The 20653-nt window shown below is 63.1% G+C and carries 23 protein-coding genes and 2 pseudogenes; 7 read left to right on the top strand and 18 right to left on the bottom strand.

Going from position 1 to position 20653, the window contains the following annotated elements; genetic code table 11:
- Positions 1–4: 4 nt before the first annotated feature.
- Entirely contained in the window at positions 5–784 is a 780-nt protein-coding gene (locus H8B02_RS25340) for a metallophosphoesterase family protein (protein WP_229168768.1), read from the top strand.
- Positions 777–1373 (top strand): hypothetical protein, encoded by a 597-nt coding sequence (locus H8B02_RS25335; protein WP_229168767.1) that lies wholly within the window; start codon positions 777–779, stop codon positions 1371–1373. Before H8B02_RS25340 ends, H8B02_RS25335 begins: the two co-directional genes overlap by 8 nt.
- 40 nt (positions 1374–1413) lie before the next feature.
- Here the strand turns inward: H8B02_RS25335 and H8B02_RS25330 are convergent, their stop codons facing one another.
- A complete protein-coding gene (locus H8B02_RS25330; protein ID WP_229168766.1) occupies positions 1414–2856 on the bottom strand; it encodes an undecaprenyl-phosphate glucose phosphotransferase in 1443 nt (480 codons plus the stop codon).
- A 95-nt stretch (positions 2857–2951) separates the two neighbouring features.
- Here H8B02_RS25330 and H8B02_RS25325 point away from each other — a divergent pair, with 95 nt between their 5' ends.
- Positions 2952–3257 carry a hypothetical protein gene (locus H8B02_RS25325; protein WP_229168765.1) on the top strand — a complete coding sequence of 102 codons (306 nt, stop codon included), beginning with the start codon at positions 2952–2954 and terminating at the stop codon, positions 3255–3257.
- Between the two features lie 14 nt (positions 3258–3271).
- Here H8B02_RS25325 and H8B02_RS25320 read toward each other — a convergent pair whose 3' ends face one another.
- Positions 3272–3646: a helix-turn-helix domain-containing protein gene (locus H8B02_RS25320; RefSeq protein WP_229168764.1), complete on the bottom strand. Its 375-nt coding sequence runs from the start codon at positions 3644–3646 to the stop codon at positions 3272–3274.
- 667 nt (positions 3647–4313) lie between these two features.
- On the opposite strand from H8B02_RS25320, the gene H8B02_RS25315 reads away from it, so the two are divergent.
- Positions 4314–4502, top strand: coding sequence for a hypothetical protein (locus tag H8B02_RS25315; RefSeq protein ID WP_212311040.1), 189 nt, complete (start codon positions 4314–4316; stop codon positions 4500–4502).
- A gap of 194 nt (positions 4503–4696) precedes the next feature.
- Here the strand turns inward: H8B02_RS25315 and H8B02_RS25310 are convergent, their stop codons facing one another.
- From H8B02_RS25310 to H8B02_RS25270, 9 genes are all read right to left on the bottom strand, one after another.
- Positions 4697–4909, bottom strand: coding sequence for a hypothetical protein (locus H8B02_RS25310; RefSeq protein ID WP_176532503.1), 213 nt, complete (start codon positions 4907–4909; stop codon positions 4697–4699).
- Positions 4910–5336: 427 nt separating this feature from the next.
- Positions 5337–5624, bottom strand: a complete 288-nt coding sequence (locus H8B02_RS25305) for a hypothetical protein (protein ID WP_229168763.1) — start codon at positions 5622–5624, stop codon at positions 5337–5339.
- A gap of 133 nt (positions 5625–5757) precedes the next feature.
- Positions 5758–5970, bottom strand: a complete 213-nt coding sequence (locus tag H8B02_RS25300; protein WP_229168762.1) for a hypothetical protein — start codon at positions 5968–5970, stop codon at positions 5758–5760.
- Between the two features lie 107 nt (positions 5971–6077).
- Entirely contained in the window at positions 6078–7148 is a 1071-nt protein-coding gene (locus H8B02_RS25295; RefSeq protein WP_229168761.1) for an NAD-dependent epimerase, read from the bottom strand.
- A gap of 55 nt (positions 7149–7203) precedes the next feature.
- Positions 7204–7620 (bottom strand): hypothetical protein, encoded by a 417-nt coding sequence (locus H8B02_RS25290; protein ID WP_229168760.1) that lies wholly within the window; start codon positions 7618–7620, stop codon positions 7204–7206.
- 55 nt (positions 7621–7675) lie between these two features.
- Positions 7676–7951, bottom strand: coding sequence for a hypothetical protein (locus H8B02_RS25285; protein ID WP_092125201.1), 276 nt, complete (start codon positions 7949–7951; stop codon positions 7676–7678).
- Positions 7952–8108: 157 nt separating this feature from the next.
- Positions 8109–8444, bottom strand: a complete 336-nt coding sequence (locus tag H8B02_RS25280) for a hypothetical protein (protein ID WP_229168759.1) — start codon at positions 8442–8444, stop codon at positions 8109–8111.
- 15 nt (positions 8445–8459) lie between these two features.
- A complete protein-coding gene (locus tag H8B02_RS25275) occupies positions 8460–8618 on the bottom strand; it encodes a hypothetical protein (protein WP_229168758.1) in 159 nt (52 codons plus the stop codon).
- Between the two features lie 516 nt (positions 8619–9134).
- Positions 9135–9473, bottom strand: coding sequence for a hypothetical protein (locus H8B02_RS25270; protein WP_229168775.1), 339 nt, complete (start codon positions 9471–9473; stop codon positions 9135–9137).
- A gap of 60 nt (positions 9474–9533) precedes the next feature.
- Between H8B02_RS25270 and ku the strand changes: the two genes are divergently transcribed.
- Positions 9534–10511, top strand: a complete 978-nt coding sequence (gene ku / locus H8B02_RS25265; RefSeq protein WP_229168757.1) for a non-homologous end joining protein Ku — start codon at positions 9534–9536, stop codon at positions 10509–10511.
- A gap of 214 nt (positions 10512–10725) precedes the next feature.
- Here the strand turns inward: ku and H8B02_RS25260 are convergent, their stop codons facing one another.
- Positions 10726–10890: a Flp family type IVb pilin gene (locus H8B02_RS25260; protein WP_092127042.1), complete on the bottom strand. Its 165-nt coding sequence runs from the start codon at positions 10888–10890 to the stop codon at positions 10726–10728.
- A gap of 321 nt (positions 10891–11211) precedes the next feature.
- Between H8B02_RS25260 and H8B02_RS25255 the strand changes: the two genes are divergently transcribed.
- A complete protein-coding gene (locus H8B02_RS25255; protein ID WP_229168756.1) occupies positions 11212–12846 on the top strand; it encodes a thiamine pyrophosphate-requiring protein in 1635 nt (544 codons plus the stop codon).
- Between the two features lie 82 nt (positions 12847–12928).
- Positions 12929–14143, top strand: coding sequence for an NAD(P)/FAD-dependent oxidoreductase (locus tag H8B02_RS25250; protein WP_229168755.1), 1215 nt, complete (start codon positions 12929–12931; stop codon positions 14141–14143).
- 59 nt (positions 14144–14202) lie between these two features.
- Here H8B02_RS25250 and H8B02_RS25245 read toward each other — a convergent pair whose 3' ends face one another.
- The 6 genes and pseudogenes from H8B02_RS25245 to H8B02_RS25220 all read right to left on the bottom strand — a co-directional run.
- On the bottom strand, positions 14203–15447 hold the full coding sequence (locus H8B02_RS25245) for an ABC transporter substrate-binding protein (protein WP_229168754.1): 1245 nt from the start codon (positions 15445–15447) through the stop codon (positions 14203–14205).
- A 41-nt stretch (positions 15448–15488) separates the two neighbouring features.
- Positions 15489–16970 (bottom strand): ATP-binding cassette domain-containing protein, encoded by a 1482-nt coding sequence (locus H8B02_RS25240; RefSeq protein WP_229168753.1) that lies wholly within the window; start codon positions 16968–16970, stop codon positions 15489–15491.
- Positions 16971–17898, bottom strand: a pseudogene (locus tag H8B02_RS25235) (branched-chain amino acid ABC transporter permease).
- Position 17899: 1 nt separating this feature from the next.
- Positions 17900–18775, bottom strand: coding sequence for a branched-chain amino acid ABC transporter permease (locus tag H8B02_RS25230; protein WP_092125194.1), 876 nt, complete (start codon positions 18773–18775; stop codon positions 17900–17902).
- A 62-nt stretch (positions 18776–18837) separates the two neighbouring features.
- Positions 18838–20061: an ABC transporter substrate-binding protein gene (locus tag H8B02_RS25225; RefSeq protein WP_229168774.1), complete on the bottom strand. Its 1224-nt coding sequence runs from the start codon at positions 20059–20061 to the stop codon at positions 18838–18840.
- 390 nt (positions 20062–20451) lie between these two features.
- A pseudogene (locus H8B02_RS25220) lies at positions 20452–20653 on the bottom strand (MFS transporter); the annotation flags it as partial.

Below are 20653 nucleotides of genomic sequence, written 5' to 3'. Positions count from 1 at the left end.
ACAGATGCGCAGCCTCCTCCGGCGTATGGTCGGCCAGACCGGCGACCTCGAACATGACGAGGGCGACGAGACCTGCATCTACGCCGTCGGCGATATCCACGGACACGCCGACCTGCTGCACGAGATCTGCGCACGGATCGACGCCGATATCCGCAAGTTCCGGCCGGCGCGGCCGATCCAGGTCTTCCTTGGCGACTACATCGATCGCGGACCGGATTCGCGCGATGTGATCGCGATGCTCGATCAACGCCGCCGGACCCACAGTTTGGTCTGCCTGCTCGGCAATCACGAGGCTTGCCTGCTGGAGTTTCTCGTCAATCCCGACATGCTCGCGCAATGGCGGCAATTTGGCGGCCTGCAGACGCTGATGTCCTATGGACTGACGCCCTCGCTCAATCCCGACGCCGCGGAACGCAGGGCGCTCGCCAGGCAGTTGGTCCGCCAGATGCCGCCGGCCCATCTCGCCTTCCTGCGCTCGTTGCCGATCACCTATTCCTGCGGCCGCTATTTCTTCGTGCATGCCGGCGTCAGGCCCGGGCTCGCGCTGAAGCAACAGCGCAAGGAAGATCTGCTCTGGATCCGCGACGACTTCCTGGTGTCGGAAGATGATTTCGGCAAGGTCGTGGTCCACGGCCATACGCCGGTGCACGAGGCCGAGCTGCTGCGCAACCGCATCAATGTCGACACCGGCGCCTATGCGACGGGCCGCCTGACCTGCGTCAAGCTGGAGGGCGCGCGGCGAACCCTGCTGATGACTGGCAACCGGGCAGCGCGCCATGGCTGATGCGAAGGCTGACGCGCCCCGGCGTCACGCACGTCAGCTGTCGCCGGCCTTCGTGCCGGCCGCGGCAGCGATCGGCGCCGCGACGCTGGCGTTGTCGATCTGGTGGCTGGCCGCCGATGCATTGCGCGGCAAACCCTGGCTCGCCGCCGATGTCGGCGTGGTCAGGAGCGAGCTGTGGCTCGCCGACGGCTGGAGCGAATTGCAGACCTCGCCCGAGGCGGCCGAAGCCGCCTTCACCCGCGCGCTTCGGCTCTCGCCGATGGACGCCGGCGGCTGGTTCGGCCTCGCCTCGGCGACCGGGCGGTTCGACTGGCTGAACCCGACCGCATCGAAGGCGCTGAAGATGTCCTACTACACCGGCTTCAACCGCAGCGACTTGATCGCGCCGCGGCTGATCCTGCTGGCGCAGGTCGACACGACGCGCGATGTGGAGCTGGTCGATCTGCTGCAGCGGCAGATCCGCCTGATCCTCACCCGTGCGCCGGAGCTGAAGGGCGCGCTCGGCCAGGCCTATCGCGTGGCGACCGATGCCAACCGGCGCACCATCGAGGCGGAATTCAAGGACGCCGGCCAGAGCATTCCGGAGTAGCGCGCGCCGGCACGCGGGCAGCCGCCGGATGCCCGACCCGCTAGATTCCCTTGTGCCGCAGCACCGCGCCGACGGTGCGCAGCAGGATCCGCAGGTCGAGCACGAAGCTCCAGCTCTTGATGTAGATGAGGTCGTGCGCGACGCGCAGCTGCATGTCCTCGATCGCGGGCGTCGCGCCGCGCAGTCCCTGCACTTGTGCGAGACCGGTGATGCCCGGCTTGACGTGCTGGCGCTGCGCGTAGCTTGCGATCAGCTTCGAATATTTGTCGTCATGCGCCAGCGCATGCGGCCGCGGCCCGACCAACGACATGTCGCCGCGCAGCACGTTCACCAGCTGCGGCAGCTCATCGATGCTGCGGCGGCGCAGCGTGGCGCCGATCCCGGTCAGCCGCGGATCGTTCGCGCGAGCCTGCGTGATGACATCGCCGTCCTCGAGCACATGCATGGAGCGGAATTTGAGGATGGTGAATTGCTTGCCGTCGAACCCGTTGCGGCGCTGCCGGAACAGGACCGGCCCCCTGGAGTCGAGCTTGATCGCAATCGCCGTCCCGAGCAAAAGCGGCGCGAACAGCACCAGAAGGCCACTCGATGCCACGATGTCGAACAGCCGCTTGCCGGCACGCTCGACCGAGGTCAGCGGTGAGCGCTGCATTTCCAGCGTCGGTATCGGGCCAGACGCCACCATCCGCAGCGCCAGGAACCGCTCCGCCGTCCGATCCGGCAGCAGCCGCACCGGCAGCGGTGACGCCCGCAGCTGATCGCACACGAACTGGATGCGCGGTTCCTGCTGCCAGGGCATCGCCAGGATGATCTCTTGGGCGCCGCACTCCCGTGCCGCGCGAATGGCTGACGCGACGGCGGCGCGGTCGCCCGCGTTGTCGGACAGGCCGGACAACTGGATCCGTCGCATCTCGCTGAGGCCGAAATCGCGCAGCAGGCTCGATTGCCGCACCCGGGACAATTCGTCCGCCATCCCGACCACGACCGCACGGCGCGTCGCCAGCATGCCGCGGTCGATCGCACGTTGCAGCGGCGCCTGCAGCAGCATCCGTCCGGCCACCAGCCCAAGGCCGCCGATCACGCCAAACGACATCACCGACCCGCGCGAGACGCCGGAGCCGACTTTCAGAAGGAAGATGATCAGGGTCATCAGCAGGACCACCAGCAGCCACCCGCCGAGCAGGCTGCTCCAGCGCCGGTCGAGACCGGCCAGCACCTGCGCATTGTAGAGGCCCTGCGACTTCGCCACGAACATGTGAAGGATGGCGGCGAGGACCCCGATCCCTAGAAAACCCTCGAAGCTGTTGCTATAAACCGTGTGGTAGTAAAACAGGTGATAGGCCGCGCCGCCGATGATGCTGGACAGCACCACGATGATCATCTCGAAGACGACAGCAAACGCCTCGAGCGAGGCAAAAGCGAACGAGAAGGCGCCGAAGCTAACCGGTACCTTCGCTATTCGAGCGTCCGAAAGGTCCGTCATCGGGAATTAACATTCGTGTTAACAATTCACATGTTTAATATCAGGCAGGTCGTGAGCTCGCAAGACCTGCCGGCAATATCAGGCAGAGAGCTTCCATGAGTTCATCGGCCGGCGAAACCGAGGCCGCGCTGTTGGCCCTCCTCCATCTCATCCGCCTGATGGGCGCCGAACTGGTCGCCGGCCAGCACCGCGACGACGTCGAGTTGCTGGTCAAGGCGGTCGAAACAAAGCTGCGTTCGGCCCGTTTTCCAGCCGAAATGCCCAATCAGGACATTGTCAACGGTCTGGACCTCGCACAGGCAAGGCTGCGTCCGATCCTCGAGGAGCTGCGCGCAAGATCAGAGAAAGCGCATCTGAGCGACCAGCTGCTGCTGGCTCCCAGGCCCTCGCGTATCCACTAGCGGGTCAGCTTACGTCAGCTCTGGACTTCACCACGGCGGGGCAAACCGTTCCCGCCGCTGGATCTGAGCGCAAGCTTCTCCTCGATCTTCATTTTCTCGAGCAGCAGGTCGGTCACAATCCGGCGCAGCCGTTCATTTTCCAGCCGCAATTCGTCAATACGGTTGTGGACGTGGGGAATACCATCTCGATCATCTGCGCGAGCGGCAAGCTCGGTCACAGTGCCATTCGGGTGATGGCCGCGTGCAGCCTCCTGCTTGCGCCAGCGGTGAAATGTCATCACGCTAACGCCCAGCACCTTGCACGCTTGGGCTTGTGACTGCCCCCGCGCCATGAGTTCCTCGGCTTGTTTGACCTTGGAACTGATCTCGTCAGTTGAATGACGCCTCATTGGTCATCTCATTGCCCCCTAGATTAGCAATCATCGCATGGCCTATAAGCTATGTAAATGCAACAGGAAATTCAAATTGAGGATTTCCCGGGGGGCCTTCGGGAGCCTCGAACTTGCCGTCGGCAACGCCGCATTGTGCGAAGAAACACCGAAGCTGCAAGGTGTTTACCGGAATATACGAGCAATATTCCTACCGTAAGGCGACCTCACAGAAAAAGTTATACGACTTTCTGCGCATGACAATTTGATCTGGATAACTGGCGCACCGTTTGCATCCCCGAATGAGAAGCAAATGAGAACATCCAATCGGTCCTGCGACAGATTGTGAGTGCGCCATGCCTCTCCGCGATATCTACGCCGCCGGTCAAGCGAGAGTTTCACAACATTCTAACAAATTAATCCCGCGACCTTCGCGTCCGGCAGCTTGCGGGCACGCACGCGCAACGGTAGTTACTAAGATGTTAGGTGCCACGAGAGTTTCAACATATTTGAGGATCATTTTCAGGAAACCCAACACTCACAGCTCGATCCGCGAATTATCAATTAGGCGCTTTCCCACCCGAGGCCATCAGGCGGAACCACGACCGCCCGACAATCCGCGAACTATTCTGTGCTGACGCTTGTCAGAGCCAGCCTCTGATCGACACATTTTACGAGGATCGACACTATGGCGCGTCTCAAGGTCTTCGAGGGGAAGCAATCCGCGTCCAGCGAGGCGACCGACGCCTTGGAACGCCTCGTCGCGGAGAATTCCGAGCTCCGGCACACCGCCGTCGAGCTGGTGTTGCAGACGTGGATCCTGCGCGAGCGCCTGTCCTACGTCGTGGCGCACAAGCCGGTGCGGCAAGAGCACTGACTGCCTGCCCTCACGACCACAAATTGTCCACGGCAACCACAGCTAGATCGAGCCAGATCGCCCAAAACGAAGATCGGGCGGGACAACATTCAATTTAAAATTGAATTGTCCATAGCAGCAGGCGCCGACATCCTCGCCGGACTGGCTTGGACGTGGCCGCAAATTCTGCTCAGTGAGAAATAGGCTGACGGACTTCAGCTGTGGTGAACCCGGCGCAATGCGACACGCGGGGCGTTCTGCTCACGCGACATGCCGAACGAACGAGACGCGGCTGGGCGCTCGTGGATTTCACGCAACGCGGCGATATCAAGCATCAGCGCAACGACTTCGTTGCGCAGCGATTGATTGGTCGCGAGCAACGCCTCTTCGATTGGCTGATGCGAATGTTGTACTTTGTGCTGCTTCATGGCGCGCCCTCGCTCTGCGGTTAAGGGTATGAGCGATGTGATTGAAGTTTCAATGACAGAGTTTTAGCTCACGCACATGGAATGCGGTTAATGGGGCAGGTTTGCGACGAACGTGGCTCCGCGTTAAATTTTCTCAACCAGGTTCCACAACCTGATCGCGAAACGTTCGATCGATGGCCTTATATGTGTCGTCGCGATGGGATGTCAGCGGCAGCGACGCGGCACGCGGCCAAAGAGCGCAGCTGGCACTGACCAGGAGGCGCGAGCAAGAGCATGAAATCATTTGACGATCGTTGATCGCAGCGATCGCCGTCGAAACCGGCGACACGCCTGCCGGCTATCACAATGTCGCCGCGTCAATGGCTCGGGACGTGATGAGGTGTTCCAGCCTCGAACCAGATATTCCACCACACACGGCGTGCACACACTAAATCTGCTGCTTTCGATCAATCAGTTTTTTCGCCGCGCATAACAGGTTGAACCGAGCAGCATGGATGCAGCGAACCGACACCGCGTCGTCTGCATTGATCGCAGAATATTTCGATCCGTTTCGGATATCGAGGCCGCGGATCTGAGCATTCTGATCCGCCCTGACGATGCGGCGGATGGAATCAACGCCACACGTTCGATCATGCAAGATATCCACCTCGACCTGGCCGAATGCGACAACGCTATTCGAATTCGAAATGAGCGGTAATGAGCGGTAATGAGGCATTTCGGCTTCATCAGAGGCAGCGAAATGCCTTCACTTTCTCACATGCGCTTGCACGATTGCCACGGCGGACAGCAGCGGATTCGACCAACCGCCATAAGCATCGCTAATTCGCAACGCGCGTCGCGATCGCGCGCTATTTCGATTTGGGAGGCGTGTGGTCGCCCATCTTGCCGCCATTGGCGACGCATGTGTTGAAATAGTCGCGCTGATCCCTCGCCCCGCCCCTCGCGCTGCCGGAAGCAGGATTGCCGGGCTCTCGCGGCGGAAACGCCCTCGCGACCAAGGCATCGCGGGCGCGTGCGACCTGGGCGTCGATCGCGTGCGCCGGAACGATTGCACTGGACATGATGATCACGGCTGACGCGAACGCAAAACCACTGATAACTCTCAGTGCCGCACTCCGTTCCGCCCCGCGCCAGGTTTTTCTCGAGCCGGAATTCGCTAACGAGCGCACTACGTCCGATCGACGTTGTGATAAGCCCGATACCAGGCGACAAATTTGGCAATGCCGTCCTCGATCCGCGTCTGCGGCCGAAAGCCGATTTCACGCTCCAGATCGGAGACATCGGCTGAGGTCTCCAGGACATCCCCAGGTTGCATTGGCAACAACTGCCTTTCGGCCTGCCGGCCGAAGCCCTGCTCGAGCAGCGCGACCACATGCATCAGTTCTTCCGGCCTGGAGTTGCCGATATTGTAGACGCGCCACGGCGCCTTGCTCGAACCCGGATCGGGATGCACGCCCGACCAGTTGACGTCGCCCTCGGGCGCGCGGCCGATCAGCCGCACCATCGCCTCGACCACGTCATCGACATAGGTGAAGTCGCGCCGCATGTTGCCGTTGTTGAACAACTGGATCGGCTTCCCCTTGGTGATCGCGTCCGCGAACGCATAGAGTGCCATGTCCGGCCGATACCACGCCCCATAGACGGTGAAGAACCGCAGCCCCGTCGTCGGGATGCGATAGAGGTGGCTGTAGGAATGGGCGAGCAGCTCGTTGGCCTTCTTGGTAGCCGCGTACAGGCTGACCGGATGATCGACGTTGTCGTGGACCGAGAACGGCAGCTTGGTGTTGGCGCCATAGACCGACGATGACGACGCAAACAGCAGATGCCGGCACGCAGTATGCCGGCAGCCCTCGAGGACGTTGAGGAAGCCCTCCAGATTGGAATCCAGGTAGGCATGCGGGTTCTGCAGGGAGTAGCGCACGCCGGCCTGGGCAGCGAGATGCACCACGACCTCGAAGCGATAGCGCTCGAACAGCGCCTTCATCCCGGCGCGGTCGGCGAGGTCGAGTTCCAGGAAGGTGAAGCCACGGTGCTGCTTGAGCAGATCGAGCCGCGCGTGCTTGAGCGCCGGATCATAGTACTGGTTCAGATTATCGATGCCGATGACCGGCTGCCCTGCCCGCAGCAAATGCTCCGCCAGATGGAAGCCGATAAAGCCGGCACAGCCCGTGACGAGTAGATTTCCTGCGATCACCACGTTTCGCCTGTGCCTTTCGCCTTGCGCCGGACCAGGCCGCATACGCCGTCAGGCGCGGGCCGCAGCGTCTGGCTTCGCGTTGCGGCCGCGGGGCGCGTCAGTTGCTGGCGGCCGGAGGTTTGTAGTCCGGAAAGCGGCTCAGTACCGCGGCCTTCATGAACTTGAAGTGCGCAATCTCGGTCGCCAATTCCTTCAGCCGACGCTGGCCGTTGGATATCTCGGCGTCAAACAGGTCTTGATGATAGTTGTCAAGCGCCTCGCGTTCCAGATACTCGTCGGTGCCGTTGCCCAGCGTCACCGCCGCGCGGGCCAGAACATCGTCGACGCGGCGGCCAAGGCCGGATTGCTCGCTTTCGGCGGCCTGCAACGCGGCCTCGATCGCGGCCATGATCGATCCGATCCGGGCGCGATCGGTCTCGGCATCGCGATCGGCCGAGCGTGCCTTGAAACCTTCCTCGCTCCGCCGCGACCTGATCAGGTCATGCGCGCGAGCCCGCAGAAACAGCTGAAACATCTGTCAGTATCCGGTTCGGGCCCACTCAGGCAATATCGCTCAAAATCGCCCGGTCTTAGTTAAAAAAGAGTGAATTATCCTGTTGCCCGGCCCTCAGGTCGGCCTTCCACTTGATCCAGGCCTTGTCGTGCTTGTCATAGAGCTCGACCCACCGTCCCTCGACGGCTGACGGCATCAGCTCCGCACCGTGGGCTTCCCCGCCCAGCACCGGCAGGGAGGCGTCCAGTCCTTCGAATTCCGACGTCTCTTCAAGCGTGAGGCCGACCAGCACGCGCCGTCCACTGACATCGACGACATACCGCCTTGGCGAATGCCCCCTGAGATCACTCATGCGTGCAAGTTCCCTCACGATGTGCGGGCCAACGGCAACACCCCGCCGGCACGCGAACCCAGCCCGGCTGCCGCAACGAAGACAAGATGGCCGATTGCATGTCGCCCGCCAACCCCAACTCACGCCACTGTCGCGCTACCTCTGCCGAGCTAGCCCGCTAGAACGCGCGGCGCATGTGGCCGAATGCGGTGAGCGGCTGTTCCCGCCTCGCCGATTTGGCGGCTGGCGGCGCCACATACGGCGCATAGATCCGATATTGCGCGCGGCGCTTGCGCGATCGCCACGAGCGCGCGGCGAAACCGGAGAAGAAGCCGGCGATGAACGCCGCCGCAAGGATGAGGACAGGAGAAAGCATCACATTCGTCCAAGTTAAACCGGATGTTATTAACATTCGGAGTTGTGACGACATCATGATTGCGCGCGCCGAAAGAATGTTCAGCCGCTGGAATTTTTTGTGCAATCGAACGGCGCAACAATGACCCGGCGCCCACATCGGTTGTTCTCGCGCTCAGGAGAACCACCACAGCATGAATTTCAGGAACATCGAACTGAGCAGATAAATCCACCCCGCCATCGCCAGCAGCGTCAGTCCGACGAAGACACCTGAAACGCTTTTCTCCTTGAGGCGCGCCAACAGCGAGTTTTTTTCTTCTTGCGGATAGAACATCTCAAGCTCAAGACGCATCTGATTCAAATCAGCTAGCAGCCAATTTCGATGATCTCATGACGCGTCACGGCAGCAATTCGCTTCGCACGTCACAGATCTCGGCTACAAGATCTCGTGAAAGCGCGGGCCATCGAAGACGATTCCTGGCTCACGTCCTGGCTGACAAAGTCTTGGCTGACAAAGTCTTGGCTGACAAAGTCTTGGCTGACAAAGTCTTGGCTCAAGAAAATTCCGCGTGACATGGTCAGCGATCGGCTCCCGCGACCTCAGCAGTCCGCGCGCCGGAATTTTCAGTTGCGTGATATCGCGATCTGCGCCGCGGATGCGCGTCGCGCGTCAAACCAATCGCCGAGCAAGAGAATGCCATGCGGCGACTGCCCTGCGACCGCACGCGCGACGGCCGTGGCGAGATGCAGGCGTGATCGACCGCACACCCCGCAAGCGCATGGTGGCCGCTCTGGGTGTGTCTCAGTTTAACAATCAAGACCTCGCATGCGGGAGAGCGCGATCGCAGCGTCACACCCGGAAAACGGCGAACCAGACAATTCCGGGGATCAAGACTGCGAGCCCGGTGGAAGCCGTGAGCAGCGCGAGAACCGATGGTCCGGGCTCGGCCTGGCACGCCTCGGTCGGGGTTTCGATGATCTGACCGTGTTGTTCCGTTGCCATGGCGACCTCATTGGTTAAGTGCCTGAAATTCCGGCGATTGCCGCCCCCTTCTGAAGGCCAACGCGTGTGATGTTCCGGGCCGCTTGACGGCTGTCCAACGGACAACGCAGCCGCCGCGTCAAACGGGCGCAGGCTCGAGGCCACGGTTAACGCCGTTGCCAGATTCACCGAGCCGCGTTGTTTCAAACCGGGGTTCCCGGTGTTATCCTCGATCGTTCCGTCGGTTGCGTAATCGGAGTTTTCCCTATGGCCCCCCGCGCCAACTGGAAGGGCTTTTTGCGCCTTTCGCTCGTGACCTGCCCGGTTGCCCTGTACCCGGCGACGTCGGATACCGAGAAGGTCTCCTTCAACCAGATCAACCGCAAGACCGGCCACCGGATCAAATACGCCAAGGTCGATGCGGAGACCGGCGAGGAAGTCTCCACCGACGACATCATGAAGGGCTACAAGGTCGACACCGACACCTATATCGAGGTCACCAAGGAAGAACTCGACGACATCGCGCTGGATTCGACCCGCACCATCGAGATCGACGAATTCGTGCCGCGCAGCGAGATCGACAGCCGCTATCTGATCCGCCCCTATTATCTCGTTCCCGACGGCAAGGTCGGCCACGACGCCTTCGCGGTGATCCGCGAGACCATCCGCAGCATGGACAAGGTCGCGATCGGCCGCGTCGTGCTGACCAACCGCGAGCACATCATCGCGCTCGAGCCGCTCGACAACGGGCTGATGGGCACGCTGTTGCGCTACCCCTATGAGGTGCGCAGCGAGAAGGAATATTTCGACGACATCCAGGATGTGAAGATCACCAAGGACATGCTCGATCTTGCCAAGCACATCGTCGAGCAGAAGTCCGCCGAGTTCGATCCGGAGGATTTCGAGGATCGCTACGAGCAGGCGCTGATCGACCTGATCAACCAGAAGCGCAACGGCATCAAGATCGCCAAGCCCGCGGCGAAGGCCGGCGGCAATGTCATCAACCTGATGGACGCGCTGAAGAAGAGCCTCGCCAACGAGAAGCAGGCCGCGCCCGCCAAGGCCGAGACAAAGGCGGCGAAGGGCAAGAAGCCGAAGAAGCGCATCGAAGGCCAGCGCGAGATGCTGCTGCCGATCTCGGGCAGCGGCAAGCGCGAGCCCAAGGAGGCCGTCAAGCCCGAGCCGAAGAAGGCCGAGAAGCCCGCGCGTGCGCAAAACACCGCGGCGAGGAAGAAGGCGGGCTGAGGTCGCGGCGCTGCCGCAGGCGGCCGGCTACATCATCAAAGTATCGGAGGACTCCCAGCAGCAGGCGCGCTGGCGGTTCCGGTTGAGCATCTGATCAATGCGGGAGAACGAGGTGCCGGCTGGCTGATGTTCGCGCGCATCGCGATGCTGCGCGCGTTGAATGGAGGCGGCGGAGGCGACTGAATCAGAAAGTGTGAAGCGTGTCCGGTGACGCTTACTTGAATGCCGAACTGACGGCAGTGAATTGGCCGCTCACAGTGGTGCCGATGCCTCTGACGCCGGCGACGATCACGATGCTGATGCCGCCGGCAATGATGGCGTATTCGATCGCCGTAGCCCCGACGTCATCTCGCAGAAATCTTGCAAGCAGCGCGCGCATGAAAAGCTCCTGTCCGACGCCCGCGGCTTTTTCTCCCGCGCCGTAGTAATATGCCAGCAAAACTAGGCCACATTGGTTGACGGCCCATTGATGGACACGATGAACGATCGCTTAAAGGTTGCAGAGAAACTCGCTGCTAGTTCTGCCTGCACCTGACCTCGCAGCGCGAGGCGGCGAGCCGCGATTGGGCGTAAACGCATATCAGGACTACCTGATCCGGCCCCGGCGGCGCTTTACCCTCGCGGCGGAATCCTGTTCCTTTATCGGACAGGACGACAACGAGGCCGGAACGAACCGGCCGCATCCAAGGGAGTGACCGTCATGAAGCTCGGCACCGCGATCGCGGAAATCATGAAGCGCGAGGGGATCGAGATCCTCACGGGCTACCCGGTCAACCATTTGATCGAGTACGCCGCCAGTGCCGACATCCGCCCCGTGATGGTGCGCCAGGAGCGCATCGGCGTGCACATGGCGGACGCGATTTCCCGCGTCACCTCGGGCGAGAAGATCGGCGCGTTCTGCATGCAGCACGGACCGGGCGCCGAGAACGCGATGGGCGGCGTCGCGCAATGCTACGGCGAATCCGTGCCGGTGCTGGTGCTGCCGATGGGTTATGCGCGCCGGCTTGCCAACATCGATCCGAACTTCAATTCCAGCCAGGCGATGAAGGCGTTCTCGAAATCCTCGGAGCCGATCAACATCGCCGCTGAGGTCTGCAACATCTTCCGCCGCGCCTTCACCAAATTGAAGAACGGCCGCGGCGGGCCGGTGATCGTCGAGATCCCCGCCGACATGTGGAACGAGGAGGTGCCGGAGCCCCTGAACTACACGCCGGTGCTGCGCACCCGCTACGGCGCCGATCCCGTTCATGTGAAGGAAGCCGCAGCCCTGCTCGTCAACGCCAAGCGTCCGGTGATCTATGCCGGCCAGGGCGTGCATTACGCAAAAGCCTGGCCACAGCTGAAGCGCCTCGCCGAGCGGCTCGCGATCCCGGTCACCACGAGCCTCGGCGGCAAGTCGTCATTTCCGGAGACACATCCGCTGTCGCTCGGCTCCGGCGGCCTTGCCGTGCCGCGTGCGGTGCCGAAATTCCTCTCCGAAGCCGACGTGATCTTCGGGATCGGCTGCTCCTTCACCGAGACGTCGTTCGGCATCGCAATGCCGAAGGGCAAGACCATCATCCATTCGACGCTCGATCCGAACCACATCAACAAGGATGTCGAGGCCAGGATCGGCCTCGTAGGCGACGCCGGCCTCGTGCTCGACGCGCTGCTGGAGGAGATCGGCAAGACCGTGACCGCGGACCGCAACGCCAGCGCGGTCACGGAGGAGATCGCGGCCTCCCACAAGGAATGGCTCGCCAAGTGGATGCCGAAGCTGACGCATAACGATGCGCCGCTCAATCCCTACCGTGTGCTGTGGGATCTGCAGCACACCGTCGACATCCACAACACCATCATCACCCACGACGCCGGCAGCCCGCGCGATCAGCTCTCGCCGTTCTGGAAATCGGTCGAGCCGCTGTCCTATATCGGCTGGGGCAAGACCACGCAGCTCGGCTACGGTCTCGGCCTCGCGATGGGCGCCAAGCTGGCAAAGCCGGACAAGCTCTGCATCAATGTGTGGGGCGACGCCGCAATCGGCTTCACGGGGATGGATTTCGAGACTGCGGTGCGCGAGCGGATTCCGATCATGTCGATCCTGCTCAACAATTTCTCGATGGCGATCGAACTGAAGGTGATGCCGATCTCGACCGAGAAATACCGTTCGACCGACATCTCCGGCGATTATGCCGCGATGGCCCGCGCCTTCGGCGGCTATGGCGAGCGGGTGACCAAGCCCGAAGACATCATCCCCGCGATCAAGCGCGGCATCCAGAAGACGAGGGAAGGCGTGCCTGTGCTGCTGGAATTCATCACCAGCAAGGAGACCGAGGTGTCGCGGCCGGGGACGTGAGGCACCTCACACGCCCCTCACCCACTTGATTTGACCTCGCCTGCGCAGGCAAGCTCTCTCCGCGAGAGGATCGGAGGGAGAGATGGCGCGCATCCTGGTGCTGGGGGCCGGCTTTGCCGGTCTGTGGGCTGCGCTTGGTGCGGCCCGCAAGCGCGACGAGATCGGCGTGCGGGCGGCGGACACCGAGATCCTCGTCGTCGATCGCAATGCCTATCACAACATCCGGGTGCGCAATTACGAGGTCGATCTCGGCGACGTCGCGCTGCCGCTCAAGGACCTGCTCGATCCGGTCGACGTCGGGCATAGGGTGGCTGACGTCACGGCGATCGATCCGGCCAAGCGCGAGGTCGTCGTCAAGACAGGCTCCGGCGCGGACACGCTGACTTACGACCGGCTGGTGCTGACGACCGGCAGCGAGCTGGTCCGCCCCGCGATATCAGGCCTAGCCGCACACGGCTTCGATGTCGACACCTTCGAAGCAGCCACGCGCCTCAACGCGCATCTTGCCGCGCTCGGCAAGCAGCCGCCCTCGCCGGCCCGCGCGACGGTGGCGGTCGTCGGCGCCGGCTTCACCGGGATCGAGGTCGCAACCGAGATGCCGGCCAAGCTCGCGCACGCCGGCATCGCCGGCAATCACCGCATCATCCTGATCGATCCCAATCCGGTGGTCGGCGCGACGTTCGGGGCGCATGGCCGTCCCGTCATCAACGAGGCGCTGGCCGCGCTCGGCGTCGAGACGCGGCTGAACGTCAGGGTCAGCGCCGTCGGCGCCGACAGCATCACGCTTGATAGCGGCGAGATCATTTCGGCCGCGACCGTGGTGTGGTGCGGTGGCATGCGCGCGAGCCTCCTCGCCACTCTGCTGCCGGTGAAGCGCGACGCGCTTGGCCGCATCCCTGTAGATCATTACATGCGCGTCGAGGGGATCGATGGCGTGTTCGCCGCCGGCGACGTTGCGGCCTGCCTGATCGATGGCGAGCATCCGACCGTGATGTCGTGCCAGTTCGCGCGGCCGATGGGCCGCTTTGCCGGGCACAATGTGGTCGCGGATCTGTTCGGCGAAAAGCTGCTGCCGCTCAATATCGACTGGTATGTGACGGTGCTCGATCTCGGCGCCTGGGGCGCGCTCTACACCACCGGCTGGGACCGCGAGGTGCACACCACGGGCGCCGCCGCCAAGCTCACGAAGCAGACCATCAACCAGCAGCGCATCTATCCGCCGCGCAGCGGCGATCGCGCCGCACTGCTTGCGGCCGCCGCGCCGACGATCCAGACGGCACCGCCGACGCGCAAATAGCAAAAGGGGCGGCCACCGCGTGACCGCCCCTGCTCATCTCGCGATGGCTAGCGCCGCAATTACTGCGACAGCTTCACAAAATCCGGAAACTTCAGCTTCCCTTCCGCGATCGCCTTCGGCCAGACCGTGATCTGCTTACCGCCCTGCCACTGGAACACGAGGCCGGTGACGGCGCCCGGGCCGGACTTGATGCCGTGGGTGAACTCGTCGCTCTTGCCGTAGAACTGGATCTTGCCGATCGTGCCATCGAAGTCGGTCTTCTCGAGCTCGCTGACCATCTTGTCCGGATCGGTCGAGCCGGCGCGCTGGATCGCTTCCGCAATGATGTAGACCTCGTCATAGGCGGTGTAGCCGGTATAGGCCGGCGGCGTGCCGAACTTGGCCTTGAAGGCGGCCGCGAACGGTTTTGTCTTCGGCGTCACCGCGACGTCGGGCGTCGCCACCGCGAGGGAGGGCACGCCTTCGGCCGCGCCGTTGGTGTCGCCCCAGAACGTCGGGCTCAGCGCCTGCGCGCTGATGCCGAACATCGGGATCGGCACCTGCTGGTTCTTCCACTGCACCGTCGGCTGCACGCCGACATGGGAGATGCCGGTGACGATCACGTCGGGCTTGGCGGCCTCCATCTTGTTGAAGATCGGCGTGAAGTCGGTGGTGTCGGGCGAGAAGCGGATGTGCTCGACGACCTTCAGGCCGGCCTTGGGCAGGCAGGCCTCGTAGCCGATGTCGAGCGGCTTGGTCCACGCCGCGTCCTCGCTCATGATCGCCACCGACTTGAACTTGAGCTGGTCGACCAGCAGCTCCTTGGCCGCGTCGCAGACGAGCTGCGCCTGCGCGGCCGAGGTCAGGTAACCGTGGAACGTGTACTTGTTCTTCTCATAGTCGTTGTGAACCGCCTTGGTGATCTCGTTCGAGGCGGCGCCGGGCGTGATCAGCGGCATCTTCAGCCGCGAGGCCCACGGCTCCAGCGCCAGCACGACCTCGCTGATGTAGCTCGCGATCACGGCCGAAACCTTGTCCTCGCTCACCGCACGCTGGAACGCGCGCACCGAATCCGCCGACGAGCTCTTGTTGTCGTAGGTGACGATCTCGATCTTGCGGCCCATCACGCCGCCCTTGGCGTTGATCTCGTCGGCCGCGATCTGCGCGCCGCCCGGGGTTGCGGCACCCGCGATCGACTGCACCTCGGCGATGATTCCGATCTTGATCGGGTCCTTGGACTGCGCATAGGCCGGCGCCGCGAGGCACAGCGCGAGCGCCGAGGCCAACAGGCTCACGCGGGTAGCGGTTGAATATGCTGGCATCATGATCTCCCTTGCTTGTTTTGTTATTCTTCAAACTTTGAGCGTCAGAGAAAGTCCTTGCCGGCCTCCGTGGCGAACCGGCCCGGATCGCCCTCCCAGACGATCCGCGCGTGCTCAAGCACATAGACGCGATCGGCATGCGGAAGCGCGAAGGTCACGTTCTGCTCGCCGAGCAGCACCGTGATCTTGGTGGTCTGGCGCAACTTCTCCAGCGCCTTCGACAGCAATTCGAGGATCACCGGCGCAAGCCCCAGCGTCGGCTCGTCCAGGATCAGGATCTGCGGCTGCATCATCAGCGCGCGGCCGATCGCCAGCATCTGCTGCTCGCCGCCGGACAGCGTCTGCGCCATCTGGCCCTGACGCTCCTTCAGGATCGGGAACAGTTCGAACAGCCAGGCGAGTTGCTTGGCCCTCGCCGCATCGTCCAGATGCTGGCCACCGAGGTCGAGGTTTTCCCGCACCGTCATCTCGCCGAACAATTCGCGCGATTCCGGGCATTGCACGAGGCCCGAGCGGGCGATCTTGGCCGGGCCCGTGCCGCGCAGCTTCTCGCCGCCGCGCAGGATCTCACCGGTGTAGGGCAGGAAGCCCGAGATGGTGTTGAACAGCGTGGTCTTGCCGGCGCCGTTGAGGCCGACGATCGAGACGAACTCGCCCTCATGGACGTGGATCGAGACGTTCTCCAGCGCCTGCGCCTTGCCGTAATGCACGCTGACATTCTCGACCTGCAGCAGCGGCACCTTGTCCTTGAACGAGGTCTCTGGCCGCGCGTGGGTCTCGATCGCACCGCCGAGATAAACCCGCCGCACGGTCTCGTTCTTCATCACGTCCTCGGCGCGGCCGGTCGTGATCTCCTCGCCGAGATACATCGCGAGCACGCGATCGACCAGCGCGGCGACGCTCTTGACGTTGTGGTCGACCAGCATCACCGCGCGTCCCTCGTCGCGGAAGCTGCGGATCAATTGCGAGAACACCCCGACCTCGGCGCTGGTGAGGCCAGCGAAGGGCTCGTCGACGAGCACCACCTTCGGGTCGCGCGCGATCGCCTTCGCCAGCTCAAGCCGGCGCAGATCGGCGAACGGCAATGTCGGCGGGCGGCGATCCATCACCGCCCCCAGGCCGACGCGCTCGGCGATCCACTTGGCGCGCTCGGTCAGCGCCTTGTCGGGAAACAGCATGAACAGGCTGTCGGGCAGCAGCGCGACCATGATGTTCTCGAGCACGGTCTGCCGGTTCAGCGGCCGCGAGTGCTGGAACACCATGCCAAAGCCCTTGCGCGCGATCTTGTGCGCAGGCAGCCCGGCCACGTTCTCGCCGTCGAACAGCACCTCGCCCGCGGTCGGGCGCTCGATGCCCATCACGCTCTTCATCGCGGTCGACTTGCCCGAGCCGTTCGGCCCGATCAGGCCGAGGATCTCGCCGGGGCGCAGCTCGAAGCTCAGATTCTTCACCGCGGTCAGGCCGCCGAACCGCTTGGTCAGGCCGCGAACTGCAAGTGTCGGAGTGGTGGTCACAATCTGATCCATTTAGGAGCGCGCCTCGCGTGACAGGGCCGCTCCGAGGAAACCGCCGGGGAAGAACAGCACGACGAGCAGCGCCACCGCCGAGACGATGAAGGTTGCGAGTTCGCCGGTCGGACGCAGGAATTCGCCGGCCACGATCAGGAAGATCGCACCTAATGCCGCGCCCAGCACCGTGCGCCGGCCGCCGAGCACGGCGGACACGATGACGTTCACGCCGACCGCGACGTCGACCACGGTGCCGACCGAGGCGGTGCCGAAGTAGAACACCAAGAGCGCCCCCGACAGTCCCGAGAAGAAGGCGCTGACGATGAAGGCCGCGAGCTTGTGCTTGACGATGTTGAAGCCGAGCGCGCCGGCCTGCACAGGGTCCTGCCCGCTCGCCTGCAGCACGAGGCCGACGGGCGATTGCGACAGGCCATACAGAATGGCCGCGCTGATGGTCATGAAGCCGAGCGCGATCCAGTAATTGGCGCCGGCATTGATGGTGATGACATCGGGGATGGTGAGACCGATCTCGCCGCCGGTCAGGTCAGCAAACACCACGATGAAGTTCTGCAGCATCAGCACCGCGACCAGCGTGGTGAGGCCGAAATACAGGTCCCCTCACCCGCAGCGCCGGCAGCGCCAGCACGAAGCCCGCAACCACCGACGCCAGCGCGCCGAGCAGGATGCAGACATAGACCGACCAGCCGTACTGGTTGTTGAGAATGCCGGCGGTGTAGGCGCCGGTGCCGATCAGGAAGGTCGGCCCGAAATTGACCTCGCCGGCGAAGCCGAACAAGAGGTCCCAGGCCATCGCGAACACGCCGAAATAGAACGCGACGGTGAGCAGGCCGAGGATGTAGCCCGAGACATAGAGCGGCAGCGTCGCGGCAACCACCACGCAGACCAGTGAAATGAAGAACAGGCGCGAGGAGAAGAAGTTGGCCATCTCAGCGCCTCCCCAAGAGGCCCTGGGGCCGGATATACATCACGAACACCAAAAGCAGCAGCGCCGGGATGGTGCGGTAAGCCGGCGAGATCATGTAGGCCGTGATGGTCTCGAGATAGCCGACGACGAAGGCCGCGATCAGCGAACCGGAGACGCTGCCGAGGCCGCCGAGCACCACGATCGAGAACGCGCTCGCGGTCAGCGGCCCGACGCTGTAGGAGCTGACGCCTAAGAACATGCCGAGCAGCACGCCGGCGATGCCGGCCAGGATGCCGTAGATGCCCCACACCACGATGTAGATCTGGGTGAGTTCGAGCCCGAGCAAGGTGACGCCGCGCGGGTTCATCGAGGCCGCCAGCACCGCCTTGCCGGTACGAGTGCGGTTCACCAAGAGCCACAGCAGGCCGATCACGAGGCAGCACACCAGCGCGGTGAAGATATTGTTGCGCGGCGTGCGGTTGCCGAAGATATCGACGACCCCCTCGACGATCGGCAGCACCGTCTTGGCATTGTTGGTGAAGAAATAGGCGATCAGCTCCTGGATCATGATGCCCCACAGCAGGGTGCCGGTGAGGACGAAGATTTCCTTCTCCTCATTGGGGATCCGCCTCGAGTTCTGGATCGGCTTCACGACCGCGAAATAGGTCGCGAACGCCATGATCAACGCCACGCCGACACCGAACAACGCGCCGGAGTAGATGTCGAGGTGCAGCACGCTCGCCGCGGCCCAGGCCGCGACCGCTGCGGCCACCATGATGGCACCGTGGGAGAGGTTGAGAACGCCGGAGACACCGAAGATCAGGGTGAAGCCGGTGGCGCCGAGCGCATAGAGCGCGCTGATGGCAAAGCCATCGATCAGGATTTGTAAGGCAAGCATCTCATATCGGCCGCGGCAGCAGGGCTGCCTGTTGTGGAGGACGCCGGGAGCATGATCATCGATCAGTTCGTGGTGAGCTTGATGAAGCTCGGGAACTTGAGATCGCTCTTGGCGACCTCCTTCGGCCAGACCGCGACCTGCTTGCCGCCCTGCCACTGCAGCATCAGTCCGGTGATCAGGCCCTTGCCGTACTTGATCGAATGGGTGAACGGATCGTCCTTGCCGTAGAACTGGACGCGCCCGATGGTGCCTTCCCAATCGGTCTTCTCCAGCGCATCGACCATCTTGTCGGCCTCGACCGAGCCGGCGCGCTTCACCGCATCCGCGATGTAGTAGACCTCGTCATAGGCGGTGTAGCCCGCATAGGACGGATAGTTGCCGTAATGCTTCTTGAAATCCTCCGCGAACGGCACCGACTTCGGCGTCACCGCGACGTTCGGGCCCGACACGCCCTGATACAGCACGCCTTCCGCCGCGTCGTTGGTGTCCTTGCCGAAGGTCTCGTTGGTCGCCTGCGAGGAGATGCCGAACATCGGGATCGGCACCTGCTGGTTCTTCCACTGCACCGTCGGCTGCACGCCGACATGCGAGATGCCGGTGATGATGACGTCGGGCTTGGCGGCTTCGACCTTGTTGAAGATCGGCGTGAAGTCGGTGGTGTCGGGCGAGAAGCGGATATGGTCGACGACCTTGAGCCCGATCTTCGGCAGGCACTCCTCGTAGCCGACGTCGAGCGGCTTGGTCCAGGCCGCGTCCTCGCTCATGATGACCGCGGTCTTCATGTGCTTCTGATCGACCAGCAGCTCCTTGGCGGCGTCGCAGACCGACAGGGCGAGCGCCGCCGAGGTCAGATAGCCGTGGAAGGTGTACTTGTTCTTCTCGTAGTCGGCGTGGACGCTCTTGCTGATCTCGTTGGAGGCCGCACCGGGCGTGACGAACGGGGTCTTCAGGCGCGAAGCCCAAGGCTCAAGCGCCAGCACCACTTCGCTGATGTAGCTCGAGATGACGACGTTGACCTTGTCTTCGTTGACCGCGCGCTGGAATGCGCGCACCGAGTCCGCCGAGGACGAGTGATTGTCGTAAGAGACGATTTCGATCTTGCGGCCGTCGATGCCGCCCTTGGCGTTGATCTCGTCGGCGGCGAGTTGCGCCGCCTGCGGGATCGACGCCCCGGCAATCGCCTGCGCTTCGGCGATTACGCCGATCTTGAGGGTGTCAGCCGCCAGCGCGCCGCCGGGGCTGGCTGCCAAAAGGCCCAACACGGCCGCTCCGGCAAGTTGCTGCATCGCATAAACAGGCAGTCGCGATGTTCTTTTCACCCTGTTTCTCTCCTCTTTTTGTTCGGCTGCTTCGAGCTCTTGGGGCCGGACTATAGCTGCGACAAAATACGCAGCAAGTGAAACTGCGCGCAGATCGCCATGCATGGACGACAACTAAAGTAGTGGGTCGGCGCTCACCGGCTGAATAAATTTGAGGCAGCGGGGAATAACAGCGCGGGTGCCGATCGCTGAGTTGCCCGACGAGAACCATCCTCACCGTCGTCCTGGCGAAAGCCAGAACCCATAGCCACCGGCTTTGGTTGTCGGAAGGATCGTTGCCCCAGCGTCGCGCAACAATTCGCATTTGGGGTAATGGGTCCTGGCTTTCGCCAGGACGACGCCAGGGATAAAGGCGCCCTACTCCGCCATCTCGACCGGCTGCGCGGCCGGACCGGCGAGCGGGCGCTCTTCCATCGTGATCATGCAGATGGACGCCGTGGTCAACAGCACGGCGGCGGCGCCGAACACGTAGCGGAACGCGGTGATCATGTCGGCCATCGGGATCGCGCCGACGGTGCCGGCGGACGCGGCATGATGCTCGCCGGCGAGCGAGATGTCG

It is taken from the genome of Bradyrhizobium altum (assembly GCF_020889705.1).
In the GTDB taxonomy this organism is placed as follows: domain Bacteria; phylum Pseudomonadota; class Alphaproteobacteria; order Rhizobiales; family Xanthobacteraceae; genus Bradyrhizobium; species Bradyrhizobium altum.
The sequence above is the reverse complement of the archived record's forward strand: the minus strand, read 5'-3'. Positions and strand labels throughout refer to the sequence as shown.